Below are 12,638 nucleotides of genomic sequence, written 5' to 3'. Positions count from 1 at the left end.
CCGATAGCCTGCACGAACAGGCGAACCGAGGAGGGGCCGGCGTGCGGGTGCTGGGGGTTGACCCGGGGTTGACCCGGTGCGGTGTCGGGGTGGTCGAGGGGGTCGCCGGCCGGCCCCTGACGATGTGCGGCGTCGGCGTCGTCCGCACCCCGGCGGACGCCGAGTTGGGCCTGCGCCTGGTCGCCGTCGAGCAGGGCATCGAGCAGTGGCTCGACGAGTACCGGCCCGAATTCGTCGCCGTGGAGCGGGTGTTCAGCCAGCACAACGTCCGTACGGTGATGGGCACCGCCCAGGCCAGTGCCGTGGCGATGCTCTGCGCGGCCCGGCGCGGCATCCCGGTCGCCCTGCACACCCCGAGCGAGGTCAAGGCGGCCGTCACCGGCAGCGGACGCGCGGACAAGGCGCAGGTCGGCGCGATGGTCACCCGGCTGCTCCGGCTCGACGCGCCCCCCAAGCCCGCCGACGCCGCCGACGCCCTCGCGCTCGCCATCTGCCACATCTGGCGCGGCCCCGCCAAGAACCGCCTCCAGCAGGCCGCCGCCACGAACGGACAGCACCAGGCCGTCGCGCAGAACCGCCTGCAACAGGCGGTCGCCGCGCACGCCTCACGTCAAGCCTCGAAAGGCCGTACCGCATGATCGCCTTCGTCAGCGGCCCGGTGGCCGCCCTCGCCCCCGACTCCGCCGTGGTCGAGGTCGGCGGTATCGGCATCGCCGTCCAGTGCTCGCCCAACACGCTGTCCGGGCTCCGCATGGGCCGGGAGACCAAGCTCGCCACCTCGCTCGTCGTCCGCGAGGACTCCCTCACGCTCTACGGCTTCGTCGACGACGACGAGCGCCAGGTCTTCGAGCTGCTCCAGACCGCGAGCGGTGTCGGTCCGCGCCTGGCCCAGGCGATGCTCGCCGTGCACAGCCCGGACGCCTTGCGCCGTGCCGTCTCCACCGGCGACGAGAAGGCGCTCGTCGCCGTCCCGGGCATCGGAAAGAAGGGCGCGCAGAAGCTGCTGCTGGAGCTGAAGGACCGGCTCGGCGAACCCCTCGGCCCCGGCGGCCCCGCCATCGGCACCGCGGTCACCGCCGGCTGGCGCGAGCAGCTGCACGCCGCGCTCATCGGTCTCGGGTACGCGACCCGCGAGGCCGACGAGGCGGTCTCCGCCGTCGCCCCGCAGGCCGAGGCCGCCGAAGGCGTCCCGCAGGTCGGCCAGCTCCTCCGGGCCGCCCTGCAGACACTGAACCGGGCGCGCTGAGGGCCCGGGCCGCCCTGCCCGGCCGCCGAGGCGGGGCTGACCAGCGTCCGCCGAACCGCCGACCGCCCCACCACCACGAGACCGCGAGGCACCACCGATGAACTGGGACGACACGACCGACGAAACCGCCGCGGAGCGGTTGGTGGGATCTGTCGCCGACCGCGAGGACCAGGCCGTCGAGGCCGCCCTGCGCCCCAAGGACCTGGACGAGTTCATCGGACAGGAGAAGGTCCGCGAACAGCTCGACCTGGTCCTGCGGGCCGCCCGCGCGCGGGGAGCCACCGCGGACCACGTGCTCCTCTCCGGCGCCCCCGGGCTGGGCAAGACCACCCTCTCCATGATCATCGCGGCCGAGATGGGCGCCCCCATCCGCATCACCAGCGGCCCCGCCATCCAGCACGCGGGAGACCTCGCCGCGATCCTCTCCTCCCTCCAGGAGGGCGAGGTCCTGTTCCTGGACGAGATCCACCGCATGTCCCGGCCCGCCGAGGAGATGCTCTACATGGCGATGGAGGACTTCCGCGTCGACGTCATCGTCGGCAAGGGCCCCGGCGCCACCGCCATCCCCCTGGAGCTGCCTCCCTTCACCCTGGTCGGCGCCACCACGCGCGCGGGACTGCTCCCGCCGCCGCTGCGCGACCGCTTCGGTTTCACCGCGCACATGGAGTTCTACGGCCCCGGCGAGCTGGAGCGCGTCATCCACCGCTCCGCGGGCCTCCTCGACCTGGAGATCGGCACGGAGGGCGCCGCGGAGATCGCCGGCCGTTCCCGCGGCACGCCCCGTATCGCCAACCGCCTGCTGCGCCGCGTGCGCGACTACGCGCAGGTCAAGGCCGACGGGGTCATCACCCGGGAGATCGCCGCGGCCGCCCTCAAGGTGTACGAGGTCGACGCCCGCGGCCTGGACCGGCTCGACCGCGGTGTCCTCGAGGCGCTCCTCAAGCTGTTCGGCGGCGGTCCGGTCGGCCTGTCCACACTCGCCGTCGCCGTGGGGGAGGAGCGTGAGACCGTGGAGGAGGTCGCCGAGCCCTTCCTCGTACGGGAGGGACTCCTCGCCCGTACTCCCCGTGGCCGGGTGGCCACACCCGCGGCATGGGCGCATCTCGGCCTCACCCCACCGCGCCAGTCCGCGGGCGGAAAGGGACAACAGGACCTGTTCGGGGCGTGACGGCGCGCACAGGGGCCGGGCCAGGAACCCCGGTGCCATGCTGAGCGTTGTTCCCTGAGCGCGGACTCGCTTAGACTCCGCCGATGCCGCCCTTGCCGACGGCATACATACCCCCATCCAGCAGGCCGCTCACCATGTGCGGTCGAAGAAGGAAGTTCCGACCCGTGAGTCTCGTGACCCTCCTCCCGTTCATCGTGCTCATCGGGGCCATGTTCCTGATGACCCGGTCGGCCAAGAAGAAGCAGCAGCAGGCGGCTTCCATGCGCAACGAGCTGCAGCCCGGCTCCGGCGTGCGCACGATCGGTGGTATGTACGCCACCGTCAAGGAGGTCAACGAGGAGACCGTCCTCCTCGACGCGGCCCCGGGCGTGGACCTGCTCTTCGCGAAGAACTCGATCGGCGCCGTCCTCACGGACGACGAGTACAACCGCATCGTGCACGGCATCGAGCACGACCTGAAGGCCGACGGCAGCTACGTGCCCGACGACGCCTCCTCCCTCACCGAGACCGACGAGCCCGCCGCCGACGCCTCTTCCGACGCCTCCGACGACAAGCCCCTCGACCTCGGCAAGAAGGACGCGCCCGCCGCGCCCGCCGACAAGGTCAACGAGGCGAAGGCCGACCAGGCCGCCGACGTCGACGCGAGCGAGCCGAAGAAGACCGACGGCGAGGCCGACGCGAAGTAGTCACGACCCGGGAGCGCGGCGCGACCCGATCGCCCTCCGCACCTCCCGGGACGTGCTGTTCTCGCACGGAGTCCCGACACCATGGCATGGCCGTCCACGCGCTCACCCGGCGCAGGGCGGCCCGAGAGGGAGTACGAGAAGGTGGCAGCACCGAAGAAGGGCCGGAGCGCCAGCGCCCAGAGCAGGCCGGGGCGCGCGCTGGTCCTGATCCTGATCGCCATCGCGGCGCTCACCGGGGGGATGTTCGCCTCCGGACACACCACTCCGCGTCTCGGCATCGACCTCGCAGGCGGCACGAGCATCACGCTCACGGCGAAGAACGAGCCGGGCCAGCCCAACGCGATCAACAAGACCAACATGGACACCGCGGTCGACATCATGAACCGCCGTGTCAACGGTCTCGGTGTGTCCGAGGCCGAGGTGCAGACCCAGGGCCGCGACAACATCATTGTCAACATCCCCAAGGGCACGAACTCCAAGCAGGCCCGTGAGCAGGTCGGCACCACGGCCAAGCTCTACTTCCGTCCCGTGCTGACCACCGAGGTCTCCGGCGCCGACAAGTCGGCCACCCCCTCGCCGAGCACGTCGAGCAGCTCCAAGGCCACCGACAAGGCCACGGACAAGGCGACCGCGTCCCCGTCGTCGTCCTCGTCGTCCTCCGTGACGCCTTCGGCGACCGCCACCTCCCAGGGCCGCGCGGTCACCGACGCCCTGAAGGCGGACTCCAGCCCGTCGGCCGGCTCCTCCGCCTCGTCGAGCCCCACGCCGACGCCGAGCGGCAGCGTGGACCCCGCGACCGCGAAGCTCCAGGCCGAGTACACCGCGCTCGACTGCTCGAACAAGGCCGACCGCGCCACGGCCGGTGACGGCGCCAAGCCCGCCGACCCGACCGTGGCCTGTGGCCAGAACGGCTCGGGCCAGTGGCAGAAGTACGTGCTCGGCCCGGCCGAGGTGGCCGGTACGGACATCAAGAAGGCCGGCGCGGTCTTCGACACGCAGAGCGCCGCGGGCTGGAAGGTCACCATGGACTTCACGTCCGGTGGCTCCAAGAAGTTCGCCGCCATCACCGGCAAGCTCGCCCAGCAGCAGCCCCCGCAGAACCAGTTCGCCATCGTCCTCGACGGTGAGGTCGTCTCCGACCCGTCCGTCAGCCAGTCGCTCAGCGGCAGCGCGGAGATCTCCGGCAGCTTCACGCAGACCGAGGCGCAGGACCTGGCCAACATGCTGAAGTACGGCGCCCTGCCGCTCAGCTTCAAGGAGTCCAGCGTCACCACGGTGACCGCCGCGCTCGGCGGCGAGCAGCTGCACGCCGGTCTGATCGCCGGCGCCATCGGCCTCGCCCTGGTCATCCTCTACCTGGTGATCTACTACCGGGGTCTGTCGGCCATCGCCATCGCCTCGCTGCTCGTCTCCGCCGTCCTCACGTACGTGCTGATGGCGCTGCTCGGCCCGGCGATCGGCTTCGCGCTGAACCTTCCGGCCGTCTGTGGAGCGATCGTCGCGATCGGTATCACAGCGGACTCGTTCATCGTGTTCTTCGAACGCATCCGGGACGAGATCCGCGAGGGACGCACCCTGCGGCCCGCCGTCGAGCGTGCCTGGCCGCGCGCCCGGCGCACCATCCTGGTCTCCGACTTCGTGTCGTTCCTCGCCGCCGCGGTGCTCTTCATCGTCACCGTCGGCAAGGTCCAGGGCTTCGCGTTCACCCTCGGTCTGACCACCGTGCTGGACGTCGTCGTCGTGTTCTTCTTCACGAAGCCGCTGATGACGCTCCTCGCCCGCAAGAAGTTCTTCGCGAGCGGCCACCCCTGGTCCGGTCTCGACCCGAAGCGACTGGGCGCCAAGCCGCCGCTGCGCCGCACCCGTCGCGCGTCCGCCCCCGTCGACACGAAGGAGGCGTGAGATGTCGAAACTCGGCACCCTCGGCGCCCGGCTCCACCGCGGCGAGATCGGCTACGACTTCGTCGGTAAGCGCAAGATCTGGTACGGCATCTCGATCCTGATCACCATCACGGCCATCCTCGGCCTGACGGTGCGGGGCCTGAACATGGGCATCGAGTTCCAGGGCGGCGCCGTCTTCACCACCGAGAAGAGCAGCATCTCGGTCAGCCAGGCGGAGACCTTCGCGGAAGACGCCTCGGGTCACGACGCGGTCGTCCAGAAGCTGGGCAACGGCGGACTGCGCGTCCAGATCGCCGGCATCGACACCGACAAGTCGGACACGATCAAGGACCAGCTCGCCAAGGACCTCGGCGTCGACTCGGAGAAGATCAACGCCGACCTGGTCGGCCCCAGCTGGGGTGACCAGATCGCCAACAAGGCCTGGGAGGGCCTGGCGATCTTCATGGTCCTCGTGGTGATCTACCTGGCCATCGCGTTCGAGTGGCGCATGGCCATCGCCGCCCTGGTCGCCCTGATCCACGACATCACCATCACGGTCGGCATCTACGCCCTGGTGGGCTTCGAGGTCACCCCGGGCACGGTGATCGGTCTGCTCACGATCCTCGGTTACTCGCTCTACGACACGGTCGTCGTGTTCGACAGCCTCAAGGAGCAGACGAAGGACATCACCAAGCAGACCCGCTGGACCTACAGCGACGTCGCCGACCGCTCGATCAACAGCACCCTGGTGCGCTCCATCAACACCACGGTGGTCGCGCTGCTGCCGGTCGCCGGCCTGCTGTTCATCGGCGGCGGCGTGCTCGGCGCGGGCATGCTCAACGACATCTCGCTGTCGCTGTTCGTCGGCCTCGCGGCCGGCGCGTACTCCTCGATCTTCATCGCCACGCCGCTCGTCGCCGACCTCAAGGAGCGCGAGCCGCAGATGAAGGCGCTGCGCAAGCGCGTCCTCGCCAAGCGGGCGCAGGCAGCGGCCAAGGGCGAGTCCCTGGAGCCGCAGGCCGCCGAGTCGTCCTACGACGACGAGGAGCCCGAGGACGTGACACCCGCGGTCGTCGGTCCCCGCAACCAGCCCGCGTCCCGCACCCGCGGCCGTGGGCGTCCCTCGGGGAAGCGCCGATGACCGGTATCGAGGAGCTGCTCTCCAGCCGTATCCGTGACGTGGCGGACTACCCGGAGCCGGGCGTGATGTTCAAGGACATCACCCCGCTCCTGGCCGACCCGGCCGCGTTCGGCGCGCTGACCGACGCCCTGGCGGACGTCGCCACCCGCACCGGTGCCACCAAGATCGTCGGGCTGGAGGCGCGGGGGTTCATCCTCGGCGCCCCGGTCGCGGTGCGCGCCGGGCTCGGCTTCATCCCCGTGCGCAAGGCGGGCAAGCTCCCCGGAGCGACCCTGTCCCAGACGTACGACCTGGAGTACGGCTCCGCCGAGATCGAGGTGCACGCCGAGGACCTGAGCGCGGGCGACCGCGTGCTGGTCGTCGACGACGTCCTCGCCACCGGCGGCACCGCCGAGGCCTCGCTGCAACTCATCCGCAGGGCGGGCGCCGAGGTCGCGGGCGTCGCCGTGCTCATGGAGCTGGGCTTCCTGGGCGGCCGCGGCCGCCTGGAGCCGGCGCTGGCGGGAGCTCCGCTGGAGGCGCTGCTCACGATCTGAGCGCCCTTCGCGGGTCCCGGGAGGAAAGTCCCGGGCAAGCCCGCCGAAAGACCTGAGACACCCGCAGGACACCATGGAGGCGGGCCCCGGAGGAATCCGGAGCCCGCCTTCGGCGTTCCTGCTGTACGAGGCGGTCCCGGCGGCCGGCAGAGAGTCCGACGCCCGGGATCGCTACCATGGGGTTTCCGGAGCCTGACCGGGGGACCCGGAACGCGCACGAGGAGCCCTCTTGCCAGACGAGGCCCAGCCACTCGCCCCCAGTGCGGAACGCCTGGGAGGAACCGCCTCCACCAAGCCCGAGCCCGTCTCGGGTCCTGTGGAGAAGCCCGCCGAGAACGCCGCGAGCGGGCCGGTCGAGCACGCCCAGTCCGCACCGGACGACACGGCGGCCGAGCAGCCACGTCCCAAGCCCGCTCCTCCCGAGCGCACCGAGAACACCCCGGCGGTCCGCCCGGCGGCCGGCCAGAGCGCCCGCACCGGCGGCTCCTCCAACCGCGTCCGCGCCCGCCTGGCCCGGCTCGGCGTCCAGCGCTCGAACCCGTACAACCCGGTTCTGGAGCCGCTGCTGCGGACGGTGCGCAGCAACGACCCCAAGATCGAGACGGCCACGCTGCGCCAGATCGAGAACGCCTACCAGGTCGCCGAGCGTTGGCACCGCGGCCAGAAGCGCAAGAGCGGCGACCCGTACATCACGCACCCGCTCGCCGTCACCACCATCCTCGCCGAGCTGGGCATGGACCCGGCCACCCTGATGGCGGGTCTCCTGCACGACACCGTCGAGGACACCGAGTACGGCCTGGACACCCTCAAGCGGGACTTCGGCGACCAGGTCGCCCTGCTCGTCGACGGCGTCACCAAGCTCGACAAGGTGAAGTTCGGTGAGGCCGCGCAGGCCGAGACCGTGCGCAAGATGGTCGTCGCCATGGCCAAGGACCCCCGCGTCCTGGTCATCAAGCTCGCCGACCGCCTGCACAACATGCGCACCATGCGCTATCTCAAGCGGGAGAAGCAGGAGAAGAAGGCGCGCGAGACCCTGGAGATCTACGCGCCGCTCGCCCACCGCCTGGGCATGAACACCATCAAGTGGGAGCTGGAGGACCTCGCCTTCGCGATCCTCTACCCCAAGATGTACGACGAGATCGTCCGGCTGGTCGCCGAGCGGGCCCCCAAGCGCGACGAATACCTCGCCATAGTGACCGACGAGGTCCAGTCCGACCTGCGCGCGGCCCGCATCAAGGCGACCGTCACCGGCCGCCCGAAGCACTACTACAGCGTCTACCAGAAGATGATCGTCCGCGGCCGTGACTTCGCGGAGATCTACGACCTGGTGGGCATCCGCGTCCTCGTGGACACCGTCCGCGACTGCTACGCGGCACTCGGCACCGTGCACGCGCGATGGAACCCGGTCCCCGGCCGGTTCAAGGACTACATCGCGATGCCCAAGTTCAACATGTACCAGTCGCTGCACACGACGGTCATCGGTCCGAACGGCAAGCCCGTCGAGCTGCAGATCCGCACGTTCGACATGCACCGCCGCGCCGAGTACGGCATCGCGGCGCACTGGAAGTACAAGCAGGAGACCGTCGCCGGATCCTCCAAGATCCGTACCGACGTGCCCCGTGCCGCCAAGGGCAGCGCGGGCCAGGACACCGTCAACGACATGGCGTGGCTGCGCCAGTTGCTCGACTGGCAGAAGGAGACCGAGGACCCCAGCGAGTTCCTGGAGTCCCTGCGCTTCGACCTGTCGCGCAACGAGGTCTTCGTCTTCACGCCCAAGGGCGACGTGATAGCGCTCCCGGCCGGTGCCACACCGGTGGACTTCGCGTACGCGGTCCACACGGAGGTCGGCCACCGGACCATAGGAGCGCGGGTCAACGGCCGGCTCGTACCCCTCGAGTCGACCCTGGACAACGGCGACCTGGTCGAGGTCTTCACCTCCAAGGCGGCCGGAGCGGGTCCCTCCCGCGACTGGCTCGGCTTCGTCAAGTCGCCGCGCGCCCGGAACAAGATCCGCGCGTGGTTCTCCAAGGAGCGCCGCGACGAGGCGATCGAGCACGGCAAGGACGCCATCGCGCGCGCCATGCGCAAGCAGAACCTGCCGATCCAGCGCATCTTCACCGGCGACTCCCTCGTCACCCTCGCGCACGAGATGCGCTACCCCGACATCTCGTCGCTGTACGCCGCGATCGGCGAGGGCCACGTCACCGCGCAGAGCGTCGTCCAGAAGCTCGTGCAGGCACTCGGCGGCGACGAGGCCGCCACCGAGGAGATCGACGAGTCCGTACCTCCGGCCCGGGGCCGCGGCCGCAAGCGGCGCAGCAACAACGACCCCGGTGTGGTCGTCAAGGGCGTCGACGACGTCTGGGTCAAGCTCGCCCGGTGCTGCACCCCGGTGCCCGGCGACCCGATCATCGGCTTCGTCACCCGCGGCAGCGGCGTATCGGTTCACCGCAGCGACTGCGTCAACGTCGACTCGCTGTCCCGTGAGCCGGAGCGCATTCTCGAGGTCGAGTGGGCGCCCACCCAGTCCTCGGTCTTCCTCGTCGCCATACAGGTGGAGGCGCTGGACCGCTCCCGTCTCCTCTCGGACGTCACACGCGTCCTGTCCGACCAGCACGTCAACATCCTGTCGGCGGCCGTCCAGACCTCCCGCGACCGGGTGGCCACCTCCCGCTTCACCTTCGAGATGGGCGACCCCAAGCACCTGGGGCACGTCCTGAAGGCGGTCAGGGGCGTGGAGGGCGTGTACGACGTGTACCGCGTGACCTCGGCCCGCAGGCCCTCGGACGCCTGACCTGCGCGCCGCCCGGCCGGGCGGCGCGGGCAGCACGCGAAGGGGCTCCCGTACGCACCGTACGGGAGCCCCTTCGCGTGAGCCGTCGCGGCCGAAGCCTCAGCCTCCGAACTCCTGAAGGCCCTTCAGCGCCTGGTCCAGCAGCGCCTGACGGCCGTCGAGCTCCTTCTGGAGCTTGTCGGCCCTCGCGGAGTTGCCCGCGGTGCGCGCCGCCTCGATCTGGCCCTGGAGCTTGTCCACGGCGGACTGCAGCTGGCCGGTCAGACCCTCGGCACGCGCGCGTGCCTCCGGGTTCGTCCGGCGCCACTCGGTCTCCTCGGAGTCCTGGAGAGCCCGCTCCACCGCGTGCATCCGCCCCTCGACCTTCGGGCGGGCGTCACGCGGCACGTGGCCGATGGCCTCCCAGCGCTCGTTGATCGAGCGGAAGGCCGCACGGGCCGCCTTCAGGTCCTGCACCGGGACGAGCTTCTCGGCCTCCTCGGCCAGCTCCTCCTTGAGCTTGAGGTTCTCCGTCTGCTCCGCGTCCCGCTCGGCGAAGACCGAACCGCGTGCCGCGAAGAACACGTCCTGGGCGCCGCGGAAGCGGTTCCACAGGTCGTCCTCGTGCTCGCGCTGAGCGCGGCCCGCGGCCTTCCAGTCCGCCATCAGCTCGCGGTAACGGGCGGCCGTCGGACCCCAGTCCGTCGAACCGGACAGCGACTCGGCCTCCGCGACCAGCTTCTCCTTGGTCTTGCGGGCCTCCTCGCGCTGCGCGTCCAGCGAGGCGAAGTGCGCCTTGCGCCGCTTGGAGAACGCCGAGCGGGCGTGCGAGAAGCGGTGCCACAGCTCGTCGTCCGACTTGCGGTCGAGCCGGGGCAGCCCCTTCCACGTGTCCACCAGGGCACGCAGCCGCTCGCCCGCCGAGCGCCACTGGTCGCTCTGCGCCAGCTCCTCGGCCTCGACGACCAGCGCCTCCTTGGAGTGCCGCGCCTCGTCGGACTGCTTGGCCCGCTGGACCTTGCGCTCCTCACGACGCGCGTCGACCGTCTCGACGAGCTTGTCGAGACGGACCTTCAGGGCGTCCAGGTCACCCACCGCGTGGTGGGCCACCACCTGCTCACGGATGTGATCGATGGCGGCCTGGGCGTCCTTCGCCGACAGGTCGGTGGTCTTCACTCGCTTCTCGAGGAGGCCGATCTCGACAACCAGGCCCTCGTACTTGCGCTCGAAGTAGGCCAGCGCCTCATCGGGGGAGCCGGCCTGCCAGGAACCGACGACCTGCTCGCCGTCGGCCGTACGCACGTACACGGTCCCCGTCTCGTCGACGCGTCCCCACGGGTCGCTGCTCACAGCGCCTCCTCCACATGATGCCTGCGAGGGGCGTCAGCGCCCCCGGGCATCGTCCACAGTTTCGTCACGGCCAACATAGGCGACCGGCGGGGCGGCTGTCCGCATCCCGCGCGACCGAAAATTAAGCAGGCGGCGGTCAGGATTTCGTCACGGTCATCTTGTTGATCACGACGGTCGCGTTGGGGGCGCCGTCGCCCTGGCCCGTGCTCTCACCGGCGCCCGCGATCTTCTTGAGGACCGTCATGCCGGACTTGGAAATAGTTCCGAACGGTGTGTAGCTGGGCGGCAACTTGCTGTCCTGGTAGACGAGGAAGTACTGGCTGCCGCCGGTGTGCTTCTGACCGGTGTTGGCCATGGCGATCGTGCCCGCCGGGTACACCCCGTCCTTGAGCGCCTTGTCCTTCAGGTTCTCGTCCGGGATCGTGTAGCCGGGACCGCCGGAGCCCTGGGCGGTCGGGTCGCCGCACTGCAGGACGTAGATGCCGTTGGTGGTGAGCCGGTGGCACTTGGTGTGGTCGAAGAAGCCCTTGCCGGCGAGGTACGAGAACGAGTTCACCGTGTGCGGGGCCGCGGACGCCTTGAGGGCGATGTCTATGTCGCCACAGGTCGTCGCCATCTTCATCGTGTAGGCAGCGGACTTGTCGATGGTGACCGCCGGCTCCTTCTTCCAGCTGAGCGACTTCACCTTGCCCGCCGCCGGCTTCTCGCACGGGTCGGACGCCTTGCTCGGGGTGGCGCTCGGCGACACCTCGGAACCGGCACTGGTCTTCTTGTCGTCGTTCTTGAAGACCCCGGTCGCGAACGACAGCGCACCGCCCGCGACGAGGACGCCGAGGACCGACGCGATCACCGCGTTGCGTGTATGGGTCTTGCGTCGCGCGGCCGTGCGGCGCTGCTGCTGTCGCAAGAACTTCTCCCGGGCGAGCTGACGCCGCCGCTGTTCCTGGCTGACCACCGGGTTTCTCCTCGTGCGTCTCGTACGTCGATGGGACGCGTGCGTCTTGTGAGCCGACCGCCTGCGTGTGCCCCGTACCGTATATGGGTTCGCTGAGGAATCGGCAGCGCCGGTAGGCTCTGATCCACAGCCACCCGCCCCGTACGACACCAGCGCGTACGCCACCACGAAGGACGATCGTGCTCATTGCCGGGTTCCCCGCCGGGGCCTGGGGGACCAACTGTTACCTGGTCGCCCCCGCCGCGGGTGAGGAGTGCGTGATCATCGACCCGGGCCATCAGGCCGCCCAGGGAGTCGAGGAAGCACTCGCCAAGCATCGGCTCAAGCCCGTCGCGGTCATCCTCACCCATGGCCACATCGACCACGTCGCCTCGGTCGTTCCCGTGTGCGGGGCGCACGACGTGCCCGCCTGGATCCACCCCGAGGACCGGTACATGATGAGCGACCCCGAGCGGGCGCTCGGCCGTTCCATCGGGATGCCGCTGATGGGCGAACTGACCGTGGGAGAGCCGGACGACGTGCGGACGCTGACCGACGGCGCGGAGCTGAAGCTGGCGGGCCTCGACCTGTCCGTCGCGCACGCGCCGGGCCATACGAAGGGGTCGGTGACGTTCCGGATGCCCGAGAACGCGGACATCCCGTCCGTGTTCTTCTCCGGGGATCTGCTCTTCGCCGGCTCCGTCGGACGCACCGACCTGCCCGGCGGCGACATGGACGAGATGCTCGACTCGCTGGGCCGTGTGTGCCTGCCGCTCGACGACTCGACCGTGGTGCTGTCCGGCCACGGCCCCCAGACGACCATCGGCCAGGAGCGCGCCGCCAACCCGTATCTGCGGCAGGTGGCGGCGAACCGCCAGGAACGCGGAGCGGACCCCGCCTCCGCTCCTCGACGAGGAATGTGA

At 70.3% G+C, this 12,638-nt stretch carries 11 protein-coding genes; 9 read left to right on the top strand and 2 right to left on the bottom strand.

Annotation, left to right across the window (positions count from 1 at the left end; translation table 11 throughout):
• Positions 1–41 precede the first annotated feature (41 nt).
• The 8 genes from ruvC (at position 42) to AB0C62_RS19640 (ending at position 9,452) form a co-directional block, all read left to right on the top strand.
• Positions 42–638, top strand: a complete 597-nt coding sequence (gene ruvC / locus AB0C62_RS19675; RefSeq protein WP_081223370.1) for a crossover junction endodeoxyribonuclease RuvC — start codon at positions 42–44, stop codon at positions 636–638.
• A complete protein-coding gene (ruvA, locus tag AB0C62_RS19670) occupies positions 635–1,246 on the top strand; it encodes a Holliday junction branch migration protein RuvA (RefSeq protein WP_362974777.1) in 612 nt (203 codons plus the stop codon). The genes ruvC and ruvA overlap by 4 nt, the downstream gene beginning before the upstream one ends.
• Before the next feature lie 97 nt (positions 1,247–1,343).
• Complete coding sequence (ruvB, locus tag AB0C62_RS19665; protein ID WP_266612132.1) at positions 1,344–2,414, top strand: Holliday junction branch migration DNA helicase RuvB; 1,071 nt, start codon at positions 1,344–1,346, stop codon at positions 2,412–2,414.
• 164 nt (positions 2,415–2,578) lie between these two features.
• Entirely contained in the window at positions 2,579–3,100 is a 522-nt protein-coding gene (gene yajC, locus AB0C62_RS19660) for a preprotein translocase subunit YajC (protein ID WP_362974775.1), read from the top strand.
• Between the two features lie 141 nt (positions 3,101–3,241).
• Positions 3,242–5,002: a protein translocase subunit SecD gene (gene secD / locus AB0C62_RS19655; RefSeq protein ID WP_362974773.1), complete on the top strand. Its 1,761-nt coding sequence runs from the start codon at positions 3,242–3,244 to the stop codon at positions 5,000–5,002.
• A 1-nt stretch (position 5,003) separates the two neighbouring features.
• A complete protein-coding gene (gene secF / locus AB0C62_RS19650) occupies positions 5,004–6,122 on the top strand; it encodes a protein translocase subunit SecF (protein WP_362974771.1) in 1,119 nt (372 codons plus the stop codon).
• Positions 6,119–6,658 (top strand): adenine phosphoribosyltransferase, encoded by a 540-nt coding sequence (locus tag AB0C62_RS19645; protein WP_362974769.1) that lies wholly within the window; start codon positions 6,119–6,121, stop codon positions 6,656–6,658. The genes secF and AB0C62_RS19645 overlap by 4 nt, the downstream gene beginning before the upstream one ends.
• 271 nt (positions 6,659–6,929) lie before the next feature.
• On the top strand, positions 6,930–9,452 hold the full coding sequence (locus AB0C62_RS19640) for a RelA/SpoT family protein (RefSeq protein ID WP_362974934.1): 2,523 nt from the start codon (positions 6,930–6,932) through the stop codon (positions 9,450–9,452).
• A gap of 99 nt (positions 9,453–9,551) precedes the next feature.
• On the opposite strand, the gene AB0C62_RS19635 is transcribed toward AB0C62_RS19640, so the two are convergent.
• Both AB0C62_RS19635 and AB0C62_RS19630 read right to left on the bottom strand, forming a co-directional pair.
• The gene (locus AB0C62_RS19635) at positions 9,552–10,781 is read right to left on the bottom strand and encodes a DUF349 domain-containing protein (protein WP_362974767.1); all 1,230 of its coding nucleotides are present in this window, start codon (positions 10,779–10,781) and stop codon (positions 9,552–9,554) included.
• A 136-nt stretch (positions 10,782–10,917) separates the two neighbouring features.
• Positions 10,918–11,736 carry a peptidylprolyl isomerase gene (locus tag AB0C62_RS19630; protein ID WP_362974765.1) on the bottom strand — a complete coding sequence of 273 codons (819 nt, stop codon included), beginning with the start codon at positions 11,734–11,736 and terminating at the stop codon, positions 10,918–10,920.
• 179 nt (positions 11,737–11,915) lie between these two features.
• Between AB0C62_RS19630 and AB0C62_RS19625 the strand changes: the two genes are divergently transcribed.
• Positions 11,916–12,638, top strand: coding sequence for an MBL fold metallo-hydrolase (locus tag AB0C62_RS19625; protein WP_362974763.1), 723 nt, complete (start codon positions 11,916–11,918; stop codon positions 12,636–12,638).

The sequence above is a fragment of the Streptomyces sp. NPDC048643 genome (genome assembly GCF_040650615.1).
GTDB lineage: Bacteria > Actinomycetota > Actinomycetes > Streptomycetales > Streptomycetaceae > Streptomyces.
This window is presented reverse-complemented; position numbering and strand designations above follow the sequence as displayed.